The 15584-nt window shown below is 69.9% G+C and carries 16 protein-coding genes and 2 pseudogenes; 11 read left to right on the top strand and 7 right to left on the bottom strand.

Annotation, left to right across the window (positions count from 1 at the left end):
- Window positions 1-10 precede the first annotated feature (10 nt).
- Window positions 11-1276: a VWA domain-containing protein gene (locus OG747_RS36985; protein WP_405883719.1), complete on the top strand. Its 1266-nt coding sequence runs from the start codon at window positions 11-13 to the stop codon at window positions 1274-1276.
- Window positions 1276-2091 carry a hypothetical protein gene (locus OG747_RS36980; RefSeq protein WP_405883718.1) on the top strand — a complete coding sequence of 272 codons (816 nt, stop codon included), beginning with the start codon at window positions 1276-1278 and terminating at the stop codon, window positions 2089-2091. The genes OG747_RS36985 and OG747_RS36980 overlap by 1 nt, the downstream gene beginning before the upstream one ends.
- A 374-nt stretch (window positions 2092-2465) precedes the next feature.
- Here the strand turns inward: OG747_RS36980 and OG747_RS36975 are convergent, their stop codons facing one another.
- On the bottom strand, window positions 2466-3101 hold the full coding sequence (locus OG747_RS36975) for a winged helix-turn-helix transcriptional regulator (RefSeq protein ID WP_405883717.1): 636 nt from the start codon (window positions 3099-3101) through the stop codon (window positions 2466-2468).
- A gap of 85 nt (window positions 3102-3186) precedes the next feature.
- On the opposite strand from OG747_RS36975, the gene OG747_RS36970 reads away from it, so the two are divergent.
- The 4 genes from OG747_RS36970 to OG747_RS36955 all read left to right on the top strand — a co-directional run bounded on the left by OG747_RS36970 (window position 3187) and on the right by OG747_RS36955 (window position 6429).
- Window positions 3187-4395, top strand: coding sequence for a pyridoxal phosphate-dependent aminotransferase (locus tag OG747_RS36970; protein WP_405883716.1), 1209 nt, complete (start codon window positions 3187-3189; stop codon window positions 4393-4395).
- A gap of 123 nt (window positions 4396-4518) precedes the next feature.
- The gene (locus OG747_RS36965; RefSeq protein WP_405883715.1) at window positions 4519-5118 is read left to right on the top strand and encodes a histidine phosphatase family protein; all 600 of its coding nucleotides are present in this window, start codon (window positions 4519-4521) and stop codon (window positions 5116-5118) included.
- Between the two features lie 188 nt (window positions 5119-5306).
- On the top strand, window positions 5307-5936 hold the full coding sequence (locus tag OG747_RS36960; RefSeq protein WP_405883714.1) for a hypothetical protein: 630 nt from the start codon (window positions 5307-5309) through the stop codon (window positions 5934-5936).
- 70 nt (window positions 5937-6006) lie between these two features.
- Window positions 6007-6429 (top strand): acyl-CoA thioesterase, encoded by a 423-nt coding sequence (locus OG747_RS36955; protein WP_405883713.1) that lies wholly within the window; start codon window positions 6007-6009, stop codon window positions 6427-6429.
- A gap of 20 nt (window positions 6430-6449) precedes the next feature.
- Here OG747_RS36955 and OG747_RS36950 read toward each other — a convergent pair whose 3' ends face one another.
- Entirely contained in the window at window positions 6450-6851 is a 402-nt protein-coding gene (locus OG747_RS36950; RefSeq protein WP_405883712.1) for a winged helix-turn-helix transcriptional regulator, read from the bottom strand.
- A gap of 116 nt (window positions 6852-6967) precedes the next feature.
- On the opposite strand from OG747_RS36950, the gene OG747_RS36945 reads away from it, so the two are divergent.
- Both OG747_RS36945 and OG747_RS36940 read left to right on the top strand, forming a co-directional pair.
- On the top strand, window positions 6968-8515 hold the full coding sequence (locus OG747_RS36945) for an MFS transporter (RefSeq protein WP_405883711.1): 1548 nt from the start codon (window positions 6968-6970) through the stop codon (window positions 8513-8515).
- Between the two features lie 66 nt (window positions 8516-8581).
- Window positions 8582-8716, top strand: a pseudogene (locus OG747_RS36940) (DUF4232 domain-containing protein); the annotation flags it as partial.
- A gap of 10 nt (window positions 8717-8726) precedes the next feature.
- Here the strand turns inward: OG747_RS36940 and OG747_RS36935 are convergent.
- Window positions 8727-9335, bottom strand: a complete 609-nt coding sequence (locus OG747_RS36935) for a TMEM175 family protein (protein WP_405883710.1) — start codon at window positions 9333-9335, stop codon at window positions 8727-8729.
- 209 nt (window positions 9336-9544) lie between these two features.
- Between OG747_RS36935 and OG747_RS36930 the strand changes: the two genes are divergently transcribed.
- Both OG747_RS36930 and OG747_RS36925 read left to right on the top strand, forming a co-directional pair.
- Complete coding sequence (locus tag OG747_RS36930; RefSeq protein WP_405883709.1) at window positions 9545-10360, top strand: chitosanase; 816 nt, start codon at window positions 9545-9547, stop codon at window positions 10358-10360.
- A gap of 123 nt (window positions 10361-10483) precedes the next feature.
- A pseudogene (locus OG747_RS36925) lies at window positions 10484-10576 on the top strand (DUF1931 family protein); the annotation flags it as partial.
- A 204-nt stretch (window positions 10577-10780) separates the two neighbouring features.
- Here the strand turns inward: OG747_RS36925 and OG747_RS36920 are convergent.
- From OG747_RS36920 to uraD, 4 genes are all read right to left on the bottom strand, one after another.
- Window positions 10781-12181: an 8-oxoguanine deaminase gene (locus tag OG747_RS36920; RefSeq protein ID WP_405883708.1), complete on the bottom strand. Its 1401-nt coding sequence runs from the start codon at window positions 12179-12181 to the stop codon at window positions 10781-10783.
- A gap of 106 nt (window positions 12182-12287) precedes the next feature.
- Window positions 12288-13208 carry a factor-independent urate hydroxylase gene (pucL, locus tag OG747_RS36915; RefSeq protein WP_405883707.1) on the bottom strand — a complete coding sequence of 307 codons (921 nt, stop codon included), beginning with the start codon at window positions 13206-13208 and terminating at the stop codon, window positions 12288-12290.
- Between the two features lie 6 nt (window positions 13209-13214).
- Window positions 13215-13622 carry a hydroxyisourate hydrolase gene (gene uraH / locus OG747_RS36910; protein ID WP_405883706.1) on the bottom strand — a complete coding sequence of 136 codons (408 nt, stop codon included), beginning with the start codon at window positions 13620-13622 and terminating at the stop codon, window positions 13215-13217.
- Complete coding sequence (gene uraD / locus OG747_RS36905; protein ID WP_405883705.1) at window positions 13619-14164, bottom strand: 2-oxo-4-hydroxy-4-carboxy-5-ureidoimidazoline decarboxylase; 546 nt, start codon at window positions 14162-14164, stop codon at window positions 13619-13621. The genes uraH and uraD overlap by 4 nt, the downstream gene beginning before the upstream one ends.
- Window positions 14165-15126: 962 nt before the next feature.
- Between uraD and OG747_RS36900 the strand changes: the two genes are divergently transcribed.
- Window positions 15127-15357 (top strand): helix-turn-helix domain-containing protein, encoded by a 231-nt coding sequence (locus OG747_RS36900; RefSeq protein WP_405883704.1) that lies wholly within the window; start codon window positions 15127-15129, stop codon window positions 15355-15357.
- The last annotated feature ends 227 nt before the right edge of the window (window positions 15358-15584 follow it).

Raw genomic sequence — 15584 nt, 5'->3', positions numbered from 1 at the left:
GGATCCGGCGATGATCACAAGACAACGGCTGGCGGCAGGAGTCTGCGCCCTGCTCGCCGCCCTGACGGCCGGGATCGCCTTCCCGACCGGAGCGGTCGCCGACGAAACGGCGGAGCAGGCCGCTCCCAAGGTCGAACTCGTGCTGGACGTCAGCGGTTCGATGCGGGCGCGCGACATCGACGGCGGGTCGCGCATGGCCGCGGCGAAGCAGGCGTTCAACGAGGTGCTCGACGCGACACCCGAGGAGGTCCAGCTCGGCATACGGACCCTCGGCGCCAACTACCGCGGCAACGACCGCAAGACGGGCTGCAAGGACACCGCACAGCTGTACCCGGTGGGAACGCTGGACCGCACCGAGGCGAAGACCGCGGTCGCGACCCTCACGCCCACCGGCTGGACGCCGATCGGTCCCGCGCTGCTCAAGGCGGCCGACGACGTCAGCGGCGGCAACGGCACCCGGCGCATCGTGCTCATCAGCGACGGCGAGGACACCTGCCAGCCGCTCGACCCGTGCGAGGTGGCCCGCGAGATCGCCGCCAAGGGCATCGGGCTCACCATCGACACCCTCGGGCTCGTGCCCGACGCCAAGACCCGCGACCAGCTCAGCTGCATCGCGGACGCGACCGGGGGCACGTACACCTCGGTCCAGCACAAGGAAGAGCTCACCGACCGTGTCGGTCAGTTGGTGAAGCGGGCCGCCGATCCGGTGGTGACGCCGGTCGCCGTGGAGGGCGCCGGCGCCTGCACGAGTGCCCCGACGCTGAAGTCCGGGCTGTACACGGACCGCGAGGAGTTCGGGCAGCACCGCTACTACCGCGTGGACGTCAAGCCGGGCAAGGAACTGCGCGCCTCGGTGAGCGTCGCGGCCGACCGCGAGGTCAACCCGGACTACGGGGTGTTGCTGCAGGCGGTCACCGTGCACGGACGCGAGATCGTGCGCGGCGAGGCGGCGGGCAACGGCCGCACCGACGTCATCTCGACCGGTCTGCGCTATCCGAAGGCCGAGAGCGACGACGAGAACGCCGCCGCGGAGACCGTGTGTCTGCAGGTGTCCAACTCCTTCTCGGCGGCGAGCGGCGTGAAGACCACGCCCGGCATGCCGGTGGAGCTCACGGTCGACGTCGTGAACGGGCCGGACCAGGCGAGCGACGTGGCCTCCTTCGGCCTCGGACGTGGCTGGTGGCTGCTCGGCGCCCTCGTGCTCACCGGTTTCCTGGCGGGTGTGCTGTGGGGCTGGATCTCGCGCCTGCGGATCGCGGTCTGGAGGACCAACTGATGCGTGTCAGAAGAGTGCTGAGCACCGCCCTGCTGCTGCTCGGTATCGCCGCGGCGCCCGCCGCGGCCGATGCCTCGCCCTCCGCCAGTCCCTCGGGCGACAGCGCCGCGCCGACCCAGGCCGGCACGTCGTTCCGTACGGCGACCGAGATCAAGCAGGGCCAGCAGGCCACCGCCAGCGGGTCCACGGGCGACTACCTGTACTGGTCGTTCCCCGCGGACGCCGGGCAGCGGCCCACCGTGAAGGCGACGGTGAAGCTGCCGGAGGCCTCGACGCGGCACGCCGCCCAGACCTGGCAGCTCGATGTGTACGACGGGCTGCGGCGCCGCCAGGCGTGCCAGTACGGGGCGCAGACGCGGACGGCGGCGCAGGACGCGGCCACCGTGGAGCTGTCCTGCACCCTGCGCACGGTCCGTGGCTGGTCCGAGACGTGGGCCAACGACCCGCTGCCGGGCACGTACTACGTCCGGCTGACGGTCACCGGCCTGCAGGCGTCCGACCTGGGTCTGCCGGTCGGCACCGAGGTCAAGGTCGACTCCAAGGACATCGGCGGCTCGGCGGCGGTGGACGGTTCGCTGGCGAAGCCGCTGGTGCCGGGGATCGCGACGAGCGCCGAGAAGTCCGACTCCGGCTCCGGTTCGTCGACGGCCACGCTGTCGTCCATCGAGCCCGACGACGGCTGGGCCTCCGGCTGGTGGTCCGACCGCTGGGTGTGGACCGCGATCGGCGGCATCCTCGCGGCGCTCGCCGGCATCGGCGGGTACGCGCTGACCCGGGGATCGGGACGGCCGTCGCGTGTGCCGCCGGGTGCCTAGACACTCGTAGGCGTCCATGACGGCGACGGCCCGCCGTGCCCCCTCGGCACGGCGGGCCTCGTTCCCCGTCCGGGTTCCGGTCCGGTGAGGTGCGGGGGTGTCAGAAGCGCGCTGGCTGCCGGCGGGCCGGAACCGCGGCAGGCACGGCGGGCGCGGCGGTGGTCCCTGGGCCGACGGCGAGCGCCGCGGCGCCGAACAGCACGGCCGGGGACTTCTTGAAGGGCCAGGGACTTCAACGGCCAGGGACCGCTTGATACGCATGCGAGCCACCCTGGGGTCGGCGGCCCGCCGCCCGCGATGTTTTCGAACGCGCCGGAAGCGTCTTGCGCGAGCGGCGCGCGAAGGCCGGAAAATCCACGGGCCGCGCGCCGGCGTCACTCCCCGCGCAGCATCTTGGCGAGGGTGCCCTCCCCCGTGACCTCGATACGTCCGTCACGCACCGCGTCCAGAACGGTCGAGGTCCCGCGGCTCACGGCCGTGGACGTCTCGGTGTCGAGGCGCAGCCGGACGTCCGGCTCCTGCGGGGCGGGCCCGTCCCCGTAGACCGGACCGTCCAGCGCACCCAGCCACACATGGAACTCCCCTTCGTCCAGCCGGACTTCGACCAGCCCTTCACCCTCCTGTCCCGCCAGTCCCCGCAGCAGCGGCAGCGCGAACCAGTGCGCCCGTACGGCGTCCGTGGCCCCGCGCTCGCCGAGCGCGGGCGCGCCCCACTCGCCGAGCGCCTGCAGCACGGGGAGCAACTCGCGCCCCCGGCCGGTGAGTTCGTAGACGTACGCGGCACCCGGCGGCGGCAGCCGACGCCGGGTCGTCAGTCCGTCGCGCTCCATGTCCTTGAGCCGCGAGGCGAGGACGTCCGTGCTCACGCCCGGCAGATCCGCGTGCAGATCGGTGTAGCGGCGCGGGCCGCCGAGCAGCTCGCGGACGATCAGGAGGGTCCAGCGGTCACCGACGGCATCGAGCGCGCGGGCCGCGGAACAGTACTGGTCGTAGCTTCGGCGAGGTGACATGCGACGCAGTCTAGACATGTTGTTGGACTTTCCAAGCACTCACTTGGTAAAACCAAGCAACACCACGAACCGGAGGGCACAGCGCATGGAGTTCCGGCAGTCGAGCAAGCTCAGCGAGGTCTGTTACGAGATCCGCGGCCCGGTGATCGAGCACGCCGACGCACTGGAGGCGGCCGGCCACAGCGTGCTGCGCCTCAACACCGGCAACCCCGCGGTCTTCGGCTTCGAGGCGCCGGAGGAGATCCTCCAGGACATGATCCGGATGCTGCCCCAGGCGCACGGCTACACCGACTCGCGCGGCATCCTCTCCGCCCGCCGCGCGGTCGCCCAGCGCTACCAGGAGCGCGGCCTGGAGGTCGACGTGGACGACGTCTTCCTGGGCAACGGTGTGTCGGAACTGGTCTCGATGGCGGTCCAGGCGCTGGTGGAGGACGGCGACGAAGTCCTCATCCCCGCGCCGGACTTCCCGCTCTGGACGGCCGTGACCACGCTGGCCGGAGGCAAGGCGGTGCACTACCTCTGCGACGAACAGTCGGACTGGTACCCGGACCTGGCCGACATGGAGTCGAAGATCACCGACCGGACCCGCGCGGTCGTCATCATCAACCCCAACAACCCGACGGGCGCGGTCTACCCCAAGGAGATCATCGAGGGCATCCTCGGCCTCGCCCGACGGCACGGACTGATGGTCTTCGCGGACGAGATCTACGACCAGATCCTGTACGACGACGCGGTCCACCACTCGGCCGCCGCGCTCGCCCCCGACCTGGTGGTCCTCACCTTCTGCGGCCTGTCCAAGACCTACCGCGTGGCGGGCTTCCGCTCGGGCTGGCTGGTGGTGACGGGCCCGAAGCAGCACGCCCGCAACTATCTGGAGGGCCTGACCATGCTGGCCTCCATGCGGCTGTGCGCCAACGCGCCCGCCCAGTACGCCATTCAGGCCGCGCTCGGGGGCCGCCAGTCCATCCACGAGCTGACCGCACCCGGCGGCCGCCTGTACGAACAGCGCAACCGCGCCTGGGAGAAGCTCAACGAGATCCCGGGCGTCTCCTGCGTCAAACCGAAGGGCGCGCTCTACGCCTTCCCGCGCATCGACCCGAAGGTGCACAAGATCCACGACGACGAGAAGTTCGTCCTGGACCTCCTCCTCCGCGAAAAGATCCAGGTCGTCCAGGGCACCGGTTTCAACTGGCCTCGCACCGACCACTTCCGCATCCTCACCCTCCCGTACGCGGACGACCTGGACGCGGCGATCAGCCGGATCGGGCGGTTCCTCAGCGGGTACCGGCAGTAGCACAGATACGGGTGGTGGAGCGGCCGTCTGGCGGAGCCCGCCCTGCGGACGGCCGGGGCCGGTGACAGCGTACGGAGGGAACGGCAGAACAGGCGGGACAGGCGGGACGGGAAAGGTGCGGCCATGGGTGACCTGCTCCTCGTGCGGCACGGCGAGACCGAGTGGTCCATGTCCGGGCGGCACACCGGATCGACCGACGTCCCGCTGACCGACAACGGCCGCGAACAGGCGCGACGGCTGGCCCCGCTGATCTCCTCGCACCACATCGCGGCGGCGTTCGTGAGCCCCATGCAGCGGGCGCGGGAGACGGCGCGGCTGGCCGGGTTCGACAGGGCACGGGTCGACGCGGACCTGTGCGAGTGGGACTACGGCGGGTACGAAGGGGTCACGACCGTCGAGATCCACCGGACCCGGCCCGGCTGGTTCCTGTTCGACGACGGCGTCGCGCCGGGGCCGCCGGAGCATCCCGGAGAGAGCCCCGCGGAGGTCGGGCAACGGGCCGAACGGATGCTGTCCAAGATCGACGCGGCCCTCGGTGAGTCGGAGGGCAGTGTCGTCGTCTTCTCCCACGGGCACTTCCTGCGGGTGCTGACCGCCCGGCGGCTGGGGCTGCGCGCGGCGGACGGCGCGCTGTTCCAGCTCGGCACCGGGACGGTGAGCCGGCTGAGCACCGAGCATCGCCGCCATGTCGTGGCCGGCTGGAATGTCAGACCCCCGTCGTAGTCTTCGAGTGGGCCGGTGATGGGCTCGGCCCATGAGGGTGGTCCTTCGGCTGCCGGGCCGGTGGGGGCTGGTCGCGCAGTTCCCCGCGCCCCTGACGGGGCGCTCTGGTCGCCGCATCCCATAGGGGCGCGGGGAACTGCGCGACCAGCAACGGACAACCCGCAGCCGAACGACGGAAAGGGGGCGCCATGACCCGACCGCCGACCGTCGCACAGCGGCGTGTCATCGACGCGGCCGACCCTGTTACCGGACGGTTGAAGGGGACGGGCGCGCAGCTCGCCGCGCTGGTGAAGCGAGGGCTCGCCTTTCGGCATCCGCGGCCGCCGCACGACCACTTTCTGACACCGGCCGGGCATCGCATACGGGAAGCGCCCGAGCCGCCGACGGCCCCTGAGCCTCCCGCCGTCACCTCCGACTCGGGGGTGTTCGCCGCGCGGATCGGCGGCGAGGAGAACGCCGTCAGCGAGGCTTCCCGCACGCGTGAGGTGCACAGCGCCTGGCAGGGGCTCCTGGAGCTGCGCCGGATGACCAATCCGGACGGGGCCGTGGACCGTCCGTGCGGGTGGGAGCGTACGCATCTGGTGCAGGCCGCCGCGCTGGCCCTGGAGGCCGCGGGCCACCCCCCGGCGGGGGTGACCGGGGGCGGCTATCGGGTGCGGGCGACCCCGCAGCCGGAGGCCGTCGCCGTGCGGGAGCCGGACGCCGAAGCGCTGCGAGCCTGCGCGGCCACGCTGGAGAAGGCGGGCTGGCAGGTCGGCGAGCACACGGAGCCGCGCACGGGGGCGCGGTATGTGCTGGCTTCGCCCCGGCGCGTGTGAGAGCCCGCTACCACTCAGTAGTCTGACGTCCGTTCCGACCGTCGTACGTACGGTCGGAGAAGGGAAAGTCGTGGCTGAACCGTTTTCCGTCCCGGTGACCGTCCGCGGATACGAGACCGACATCCTGGGACATCTGAATCAGAGCGTGTATCTGCAGTACGCCGAGCATGCCCGCTGGTGCTTAATCGAGGCAGCCGGGATAAGCCAGGCCGATCTGATCTCCAAGGGCGTGGGACCGGTGGTCCTGGAGACGACCATCCGGTATCTGCGGGAGTTGCGCGCGGGCGACGAGACCGAGGTGACGTGCGCCTTCGCCTTCGGCGAGGGCAAGACCTACCGGATGCAGCAGACGATACGGAAGCCGGACGGCACGGTGGCCGCCGAATTCACCGCGGTGGGTGGGCTGTTGGACCTCAAGGAGCGCAGGCTGGTCGCGGACCCGCGCGAGTACTTCCGCGCGCTGGCCTCCGATCCGGGCTTCTTCGGCCTCTGAGCACCGCCTCGGAGTGAGGTTTACGCGTCCAGCAGCTCCGGCCGGTGCTGGGCGTCGTAGGCCGCGCGGGACTCGGCGATCGTGACGCGGTGCCGCTCGGCCCAGTCCGTCAGGGACAGCAGGGTCGTGTGCAACTCGCGTGCCACCGCGGTGAGTTCGTACTCGACCTTGGGCGGGACCGTCGGGTGGACGGTGCGGGTGAGGAGTCCGTCGCGCTCCAGATTGCGCAGGGTGAGGGTCAGCATGCGGCGGCTGATGCCGTCGATGCTGCGCTCCAACTCGGTGAAGCGGATCGGGCCGTGCGCGGCGGCCACGATGATCTGCACGCTCCATTTCCCGGCGACCCTGTCAAGAACTTCGCGGACCGGGCACGCCTGCGCGTGCACGACCTGCGGGGTAACACCGGTGTTCCCTTGGGACATTGAGGTGCCTCCTTATACCGATCCCCATGGTCACCCACGATGTACCCCGTTACAAGTCGTGCACCTATGGAAGTCACGGAATACGCGAATACGCGTAATACGCGGAGGTCATCGCCATGCCGTCCCGGAGCCAGTCCCCGACACCCCACACATACTCCCGCTGGGCGTCCCTGGTCGTCCTGTGCGCGGGCGCCCTGATGACGATCCTGGACGGGAACATCGTCACCGTCGCGATGCCCGCGATCCAGAACGATCTGGGGTTCTCGGGCCCGGGGCTCGCCTGGGTGGTGAACGCGTATCTGATCCCGTTCGGCGGGCTGTTGCTGCTCGTGGGGCGGCTCGGGGACCTGGTGGGCCGCAGGCGGATGTTCGCCGCCGGGCTCGCGGTGTTCACGGCGGCATCCGTGCTGTGCGGGGTCGCCACCAACCAGGGCATGCTGATCGCGGCCCGCGCCCTGCAGGGCGTCGGCGGGGCGATGACCTCGGCGGTCGTCCTCGGGATGCTGGTCGCGCTCTTCCCCGAGCCGCGTGAACAGGCGCGCGCCATCGCGGTGTTCAGCGCGGTCGGCGCGGCGGGCGGGGCGCTCGGCACCTTCCTCGGCGGGGCGCTGACACAGGCGGTCGGCTGGCACTGGATCTTCCTGATCAACCTGCCGATCGGGGTGGCGGCGTGGCTCGCCGCGCTGCGCGTCCTCGCTCCGGACAAGGGGGTCGGGCTCGGCAGCGGCGCCGACTATCCCGGGGCGGCGCTGGTCACGGGCGCGCTGATGCTGACCGTGTACGCGATCGTCGGCGCCGGTGACCGCGGCCTGGGCACCACCCTCACCCTGGCCGCCGTCGCACTCGCCCTCTACGTCGGCTTCACCGCGCGCCAGGCGCGGGCCGCGCGCCCGCTGCTGCGGCTGCGCCTCTTCCGCTCCCGTGCGCTGACCGGCGCGAACGGGGTCCAGATCCTGATGATCGCGGGGATGTACGGCTTCCAGTACATCGGCGCGCTCTACCTCCAACGCGTGCTCGGCTACGGCGAGTTGCTCACCGGCATGGCGTTCCTTCCGGCGCCGATCGCGATCGGGGTGCTGATGCTGAGTCTGTCCGCGCGGACGATCGCCCGCTTCGGCCCGTATCGCGTCCTGCTCGCCGGGCTGGTCCTCATCACCGTCGGCCTGGCCCTGTTGAGCCGGGCCCCGGCCGATGGCTCGTACGCCGCCGACATACTGCCTCCGATGCTGCTGCTCGCCGCCGGTTTCGCGGCCGCGATGCCCGCGGTGACGGGGCTCGCCATGGCGGGCGCCCGCGAGGAGGACGCCGGACTGGCCTCCGGGCTCTTCAACGCCACGCAGGTGGTGGGTGGTTCGCTGGGGCTCGCGGTCCTCACGACGCTGGCGGCGAGCCGTACGGAGCGCCTGATCGGCGGGGGTGAGCGGGTCGTGGCGGCGACGGCGGACGGCTACCGGCTGGCATTCACCGTGGCGACGGGCATCGCGGCGGCGGGGCTGCTCCTGGCGGCGGCGATCCTGCGGCCCGGACGGGCCGGACGGGCCGGACGGGCCGGACGGACCGGGCGGACCGGGCGGACCGGGCAGGCGGGGCGCCTTTCCGGCGCCGCTGCCGGGGAGGAGCCGCGCGACGCCGGCCGACCGGCCGACGCGAAGGTCTCGACGTGATCGCGTGCCCCTCGCCACCGCCACACCGCTCGCGTACCTGTGACAGGCCTGTTACCGCAGGCGTGACGGGTGTGGGCGAAGCCCGGCGCCGCCCCGGTGACGGTGATCCCGGAGCTCGACCTGGGCACGACGGGCAAGCTCGGCGTCGGCCCCTGGAAGAAGGACGAGACGAACGGGCCGGCGGTCAGGCCGACGCCGTGAAGGAGCCGTGTCAGGCGTTCCGGGTCGGCACCGGGACCTGGTTGAAGCCGTAGTAGACCGCGATCAGGCCGTGGGCGGCCAGGGTCAACGGGGCCGAGGCATAGGCCAGGCCCACTGTGGCGGGGTAGGCGAGGGAGCCGAGGGCGAACCGGGCGCGGGTGCGGCGGGCGCCGTCGATGTCGACGCGGGCGTCGAAGAGGTGGCCGGTGCGGGTGAGGTGCCACCACAGGGCCTGGAAGGCCAGCGCCATCGCGACCATGACCAGGCTGTAGACGGCCGCGGCGACGTGCGACGCCCTGTCCTCGCGCAGATACTCCGCGAGCATCGCCGTCGGCCAGGGCACGGCGGCCACCACCATCAGCACCAGCAGGTTGAGGAACATCAGCGTGCGGTCGACCCGGGCGACGTAGCTGAAGACCTGGTGGTGGTTGATCCACATGATGCCGATGACCAGGAAGCTCACGACATAGGCGGCGTACGAGGGCCACTGGGCTCCGAGCGCGTGCCACAGGCCGCCGTGCTCGCCGACCTCGGGGACCTTGATCTCCAGGATCAGCAGTGTGATCGCGATGGCGAAGACACCGTCGCTGAAGGCCTCCACGCGGCCCGACTCGTTCATGACGTGCGTTCCCCCGCTCCCGTCCGTGACCTTGGTCGTGCGCTCAGACCGTAGCCCAAGGGCACCCGGTAGCCGTGGAAGAAGCGCCAACTCACCGCGCCCGGACGGGTATACGCCATCCTCAATCTCTGGTAGGAAACTTTCCTAACAATACGCGACGCGCCTGACACAGGCGCACCGCACTCCCCTCGGAGGCACTCGGAGGTACCGTGCACACCCCCCACATACACACCTCACGTCGCACACTGCTCACCCTGATCGGAGCCTCGCTGGTGGCGGGCCCCCTCCTCGCGACCCAGTCCCAGGCCGCCGCGCCCAGCGGTCTGGACGACCCGGCGAAGAAGGAGATCGCCATGAAACTGGTCTCCAGCGCGGAGAACTCCTCGCTGGACTGGAAGGCGCAGTACAAGTACATCGAGGACATCGGCGACGGGCGCGGCTACACCGCCGGAATCATCGGCTTCTGCTCGGGCACCGGGGACATGCTCGACCTGGTCGAGCTGTACACCCAGCGCAAGCCCGGCAACGTCCTCGCCAAGTACCTGCCCGCCCTGCGCGAGGTCAACGGCAGCGACTCGCACCAGGGCCTGGACCCCGGCTTCCCCGCCGACTGGCGCAAGGCCGCCCAGGACGCGGCGTTCCAGCAGGCCCAGAACGACGAGCGCGACCGGGTCTACTTCAACCCGGCCGTCAAGCAGGGCAAGGCCGACGGCATCGGCGTCCTCGGCCAGTTCACGTACTACGACGCCATCGTGATGCACGGCGACGGCACCGACAGCACCAGCTTCAGCAACATCCGCAAGCGCGCCCTGGCCAAGGCCAAGCCCCCTGCCCAGGGCGGCGACGAGGTGACGTATCTGAACGCCTTCCTCGACGCGCGTGTGTGGGCGATGAAGCAGGAGGAGGCGCACTCCGACACCACTCGGGTCGACACCGAGCAGCGGGTGTTCCTGCAGAAGCGGAACCTGAATCTCGATCCGCCGCTGGACTGGAAGGTGTACGGGGACAGTTACCACATCGGCTGACGCCCGGGCGGACGACGACACGCGCCTGACCTGTCGGGTGAAACGCGTGCCGCCGTCCTGCGCCCGGCATGTGCAGGCATACCCGGGGCCGTCCGCACCGCTGGATCGAGTAATCGTCCAGCGGTGAACGGCCGGGACACCGTCGAACCCTGGGATCTGCCGATCAGCAAGGGGCTCCAGGAGAGCGTCCACCGGTTCCGGCAGTTGGACCATGCGTCCGCAATTCGAAGCCGGACAGATGGATGCCGGGCGCAGGAGACCGGGACGGAGACCGTTCCGGGGCGCGCACCTCCGCACGCGCCCCGGAGACGGCCGCCGTGGACCCCGCTCGGGTCCACGGCTACCGGCCGAGGGCCGTCCCCTTCGGCCGGAGTTCTTCTGCCGGAGTTCTTCTGCCGGAGTTGTCCAGTGGGTCAGGCGTCAGGCCCCCGTGGCGATCCGCGCGAGGCGCTGTGCCTCCTCCCGGGTGGCGCGGGCGATGGCGTCCTCGTCGACGTGCAGCAGGCGGCTGTTCTCCACCACCGGCTCACCGTTCACGAGCGAGAGCGTGACCGGGGCCGCGGCGCCGAAGACCAGGGCGGTCACCGGGTCGGCGATCGAGGCGTGCGCGAGGGTGTCCAGCTTCCACAGCACGAGGTCGGCGAGCTTGCCCGGCTCCAGGGAGCCGATCTCGCTTGCGCGGCCCAGGACTTGGGCGCCGCCGTACGTGCCCAGGCGCAGCGCCTGACGGGCGTTCAGAGCGGCTTCCCGGTGGGCGCCGAGGCGGTTGATGAGGAGGGCGTTGCGCAGTTCGGTGTGGAGTTCGCCGGACTCGTTGGAGGCGGTGCCGTCGACACCGAGGCCGACCGGGACGCCGGCCGCGAGCATGTCGGGGACGCGTGCGATGCCGGCCGCGAGCCGGGCGTTGGAGGACGGGCAGTGGGCGACACCCGTCTTCGTACGGGCGAAGGCGGCGATGTCGGAGTCGTTCATGTGGACGCAGTGGGCCATCCACACGTCCTCGCCGAGCCAGCCCGTCGACTCGAAGTAGTCCGTCGGGCCCATGCCGAACAGTTCCTTGCAGAACTGTTCCTCCTCCACCGTCTCGGAACCGTGCGTGTGCAGCCGTACGCCCTTGCGGCGGGCCAACTCTGCGCCTTGCTTGAGGAGTTCGGTGGAGACGGAGAACGGGGAGCAGGGGGCGACGGCCACCTGGGTCATGGCGCCGAAAGAGGCGTCGTGGTGCTCGTCGACCGTCGCCTCGGTGGCGGCGAGGGCGCCTGCGAGGGTCTCGACGGCGAAGTCCGGCGGCAGCCCGCCGTCCTTCTCGCTGCGGTCCATGGAGCCGCGGGCGAGGGTGAAGCGGACGCCCATCTCGCGGGCGGCCCGGACGATGGCGCCGGACAGGTCGCCGGAGCCCTTCGGGAAGACGTAGTGGTGGTCCATGGCGGTGGTGACACCGCCGCGGGCCATCATGGCCAGCGAGCCCTGCGCGGCGGCGGACACCATCGGCTCGTCGATGCGCGCCCAGGTCGGGTAGAGCGCGACGAGCCAGTTGAACAGGTTGTGGTCGGTGGCCAGGCCCCGGGTGATCCACTGGTAGAAGTGGTGGTGGGTGTTGACCAGGCCGGGGGTGACGAGATGGCCCGTGGCGTCGATGCGGCGTACGACGTTCTCCAGGCCCTCCGGAGCCTTGCCCGCGCCGAGGGACTCGATGCGGTTGCCCGCGACGACGACATGGCCGGATGCGTACTGGGTGTCGTCCGCATCCACCGTCGCGATCGCACAGTTCTCGATGACGATGCGCCGGGGCCGGGACGGGGCTTCTGCCGATGCTGCCATGGTGCGTCCTTCTTCGTTTCGAGGGGTGGGCACGGCAAAACCCTGGAAAGTTTGAGTGCCGCGGCTGTCGACGCCACGGGTGCCGAAGGAGGAGGTTTCAGAAGTTTCAGAGGTTGGTGAGGTCCACCGGGATGTGCGGCTCGCAGCCGTCGCGCAGGATGGTGGCCTCGATCAGACCGTAGGGACGGTCGGCGGCGAAATACACCTCGTTGTCGTTCTCGAGCCCGAACGGCTTGAGGTCGACCAGGAAGTGGTGCTTGTTCGGGAGGGAGAAGCGGACCTCGTCGATCTCGCTGCGGTTGTCGATGATCCGCGAACCCATTTGGTACAGGGTCTGCTGCAGCGACAGGGAGTACGTCTCCGCGAAGGCCTGGAGCATGTGCTTCCTGACCTGGTCGTAGGACTTCTCCCAGTTGGGCATCTTCTGCTCGTCGCCGCTCCAGCCGAAGCGCCAGCGGCCGGAGACCTGGGTGGCCAGGATGCGGTCGTACGCCTCGGGAAGCGTCGTGTACTTGTCCTTGACGTACCCCCAGAACTCGGAGTTCGTCGAGTTCATCACGACGAGGTCCTTCAGCCCGGAGATGACCTCCCACTTCTCACCGTCGAAGGTGATCTGGGCGACCCGGGTCTCCTGACCCTTGCGGACGAAGGAGTGCTTGACGTCGCCGGAGGTCTCGATGCGCTCCCAGGCGTACTCCTCGATACGGATGCGCGCCGTCCTGATCGGCTCCTGCGAGGTCACGAAGTGCCGGGCGAGGTGGATGCCGAACTGCTCGGCGGACTCGATGCCGTACTCCTTGGCGAAGGCGTACACCGTGTTCTTGGTGGTGTCCGTCGGCAGCACGTTCGCGTTCGAGCCGGAGTAGTGAACCTCGTCCATGTCGCCGGAGAGCGACACCGAGACGTTCAGGTCCTTGATGTGGTGCGTGTCGCCGTCCCGGGTGATCTTGACGACTCGGTTCTCGGCCTTGCCGTACTGGTTCTGTCCCAGGATCACAGGGCGGGCCGGGCCGGAATTGTCTGCCATCTTCTGCTAGCTCCCTCGGTAAACGGAGTAGCCGAACGGGTTGAGCAGCAGCGGTACGTGGTAGTGCTCGCCCGGTACGACGGCGAAGGTGATCGCCACTTCCGGGAAGAACGTGCCGCTGTCCCGATTCGCGGGGGCGTCCTGCTGCGCATCGGCTTGCTTCTTCTCGAAGTACGCCTCGACCTCGAAGTCGAGCCGTACGTGGGTCGTGCCCTCCGGCAGCGCCGGGAGGTCCTTGCACCGCCCGTCCGCGTCGGTCGCGGAGCCGCCGAGGGCCTGCCACTTCGCGCCGCGACCACTGCGGGCCGCGAGCCGGACGGCGACGCCCTCGGCGGGGCGTCCGACGCTGGTGTCCAGGATGTGCGTGGACACGGAGGCCACGGGGGCTACGGAGGCCGTGATGTCGGTGCTCATGCCTCATCTTCCGCTGCGCGCTCGTCTCGCACGGGATCTTCCTGTACGAGGTTGCCGAGACGGATGCGGTTGATCTTGCCCAGCTCGACGCGGACGATCTCGCGCTCCTGCTCGGGCGAGTTACCGATCCTTTCCTTGACGGCGTCGCGCATCTGCTCGCCGGTCCGGCCGGTCGCACAGATCAGGAAGACGTGGCCGAACTTCTCCTGGTACGCCAGGTTCAGTTCGAGCATCTCCGCCTTGAGCTCGGCGGAGGCGCCGGCCATGCCGCGCTGCTCCCGGGAGGAGGTCGGGTCCCCGGGCTTCGGCCGCCCGATCGGCGGGTGCCCGGCCATCGCCTCGGCCAGGTCCGCGGTGGTCAGCTCGGCCATGGCGGCGTCGCTCGCGGCGAAGAGGTCACCCGGGGTGGCGTACGGGCGCCGGGCGAGCAGGCTGCGCACCCAGGCCGACGAGACGCACGCCTCGTGGAGGGCGGTGTGGGCCGCACGCTCCTCCAGGGCGTTGAACCGGGCGAGGCCGCCGGGTGTCGTACTCGAAGTCACGGGAAGCCTCCGTGGCCTTGTGCTGGACGGGCTGTGGCTAGCTAACGCCTTCGAAAACACCACGTCAACACTTTGTTGAAAAATCGAGGTAACAACCACCCCGGCGCTTCCCCGGCTCAGTCGCTCAGGCTTCCTCGCGCGGTTCAGGTAGGCCGAGCAGCCGGCCAAACGCCGTCGTGGTCACCCGCACGCGCTCAGGATGTCGGCGCCCCCCAGGGTTCCGACCGTCCACCTACTTGCCTTCTACCTGCGGCTTTGTCTCCCTGGCCGCCGTTTCCCGGTTCAGGTAGTTGCGTAGCTCGGTGCGGGCAGTCTGATTGGATCATTTCCTGTGCAGGTCAGCGTCTACACGGAGACGGATCAGGGGTCCGGTGTCAGTCTTGTGGATTGCTCAAAGTCCACATCCCGTCCACAACGCCGCTTCGGCGGGGGTATCCGATCGGGTGAGGTTCCCTGCGGGCCATTCCCATGCCGGATGCACTCAACTAATCTGTGGATCACCTGGGGAGGTGCTCCGCTTCGGCGAGCCCTCAGATGCACCCCCACGCCTAGACCGGTGGGGAACAGGTCAGCAGGGCTTCGGCCCTGCCGGTGGAGCCTCGACTTCATCGGAGACGGCCCCCACCGGGATTCTCGGTGGGGGCCGCTCTAACGCAGAGACTAGACCGCCCCGGCTGCTCAGGCAGCCGGGGCGATTGCATTCTTAGGGTGCTCTCAAGAGTGAGCGGCGGCCGGCGGATGCACCTACGCACGGCCGCCGCTCACGCCGTTCCACCCGAGGGTGGCGTGGGGGGTGGCGGACTTTCGACCGGCGCACACAGACAGCCGGCCGGTTCTTGGGTTGGGCCCCGCCCGTTCTACGGGGAGGCGAGTCCTGTTGTCCGTCGCGAGACGCAGCAAGATCTTTTAATGCCTCAAATCTGCTGCTGACATATGATCATGGTCGCTAAAGCGTTGACCCCGTGCCAGCCGACCAGCCCCAGTGGGTCCTCGACGCCCGCCGGGCCACCGGTGACCGCATCCGCGTGCGCCGGCTGCACCTCAACATGACGCAGGAATCCCTCGCCTACACCAGCGGCGTCGACCGGTCGACGATCCAGCGCATGGAAGGCGGGAGCGAGATGAAACTCAGCCACTTGCTGCTCGTCGCGCACGCGCTGCGGATTCATGTCACCGACCTCCTTCACGGCTAAATCGTTCACACGGGGCAATGGTTGACCGCGCCACTGAGTGGGAGTCAACAGCACTGTGGACCGTAAAGGAAGCGTGAACGCTGCATATTTGTGAGCGACCTGTGTGCACCCCGCACGTTTCCGTAACCGCAGGTCAGGCAATGGCCAGCGCTTTCCTCGCAGGCGACGCCGGCCCGCCGTTCAGTGCCCGTCCGGCAACGTCTCTCCAGACAGTCGCCGGTACGCCT

It is taken from the genome of Streptomyces sp. NBC_01384, assembly GCF_045040035.1.
Taxonomy (GTDB): Bacteria; Actinomycetota; Actinomycetes; order Streptomycetales; family Streptomycetaceae; genus Streptomyces.
This window is presented reverse-complemented; position numbering and strand designations above follow the sequence as displayed.

Excerpts from the sequence above, each read along its gene's own strand:
- OG747_RS36985 (WP_405883719.1), top strand. The coding sequence starts at position 11 with ATGATCACAAGACAACGGCTGGCGGCAGGAGTCTGCGCCCTGCTCGCC.
- pucL (WP_405883707.1), bottom strand. The coding sequence starts at position 13,208 with ATGGCAGACAATTCCGGCCCGGCCCGCCCTGTGATCCTGGGACAGAAC.
- OG747_RS36920 (WP_405883708.1), bottom strand. The coding sequence starts at position 12,181 with ATGGCAGCATCGGCAGAAGCCCCGTCCCGGCCCCGGCGCATCGTCATC.
- OG747_RS36950 (WP_405883712.1), bottom strand. The coding sequence starts at position 6,851 with ATGTCCCAAGGGAACACCGGTGTTACCCCGCAGGTCGTGCACGCGCAG.
- uraH (WP_405883706.1), bottom strand. The coding sequence starts at position 13,622 with ATGAGCACCGACATCACGGCCTCCGTAGCCCCCGTGGCCTCCGTGTCC.
- OG747_RS36935 (WP_405883710.1), bottom strand. The coding sequence starts at position 9,335 with ATGAACGAGTCGGGCCGCGTGGAGGCCTTCAGCGACGGTGTCTTCGCC.
- OG747_RS36945 (WP_405883711.1), top strand. The coding sequence starts at position 6,968 with ATGCCGTCCCGGAGCCAGTCCCCGACACCCCACACATACTCCCGCTGG.
- OG747_RS36975 (WP_405883717.1), bottom strand. The coding sequence starts at position 3,101 with ATGTCACCTCGCCGAAGCTACGACCAGTACTGTTCCGCGGCCCGCGCG.
- OG747_RS36965 (WP_405883715.1), top strand. The coding sequence starts at position 4,519 with ATGGGTGACCTGCTCCTCGTGCGGCACGGCGAGACCGAGTGGTCCATG.
- OG747_RS36960 (WP_405883714.1), top strand. The coding sequence starts at position 5,307 with ATGACCCGACCGCCGACCGTCGCACAGCGGCGTGTCATCGACGCGGCC.
- OG747_RS36980 (WP_405883718.1), top strand. The coding sequence starts at position 1,276 with ATGCGTGTCAGAAGAGTGCTGAGCACCGCCCTGCTGCTGCTCGGTATC.
- OG747_RS36970 (WP_405883716.1), top strand. The coding sequence starts at position 3,187 with ATGGAGTTCCGGCAGTCGAGCAAGCTCAGCGAGGTCTGTTACGAGATC.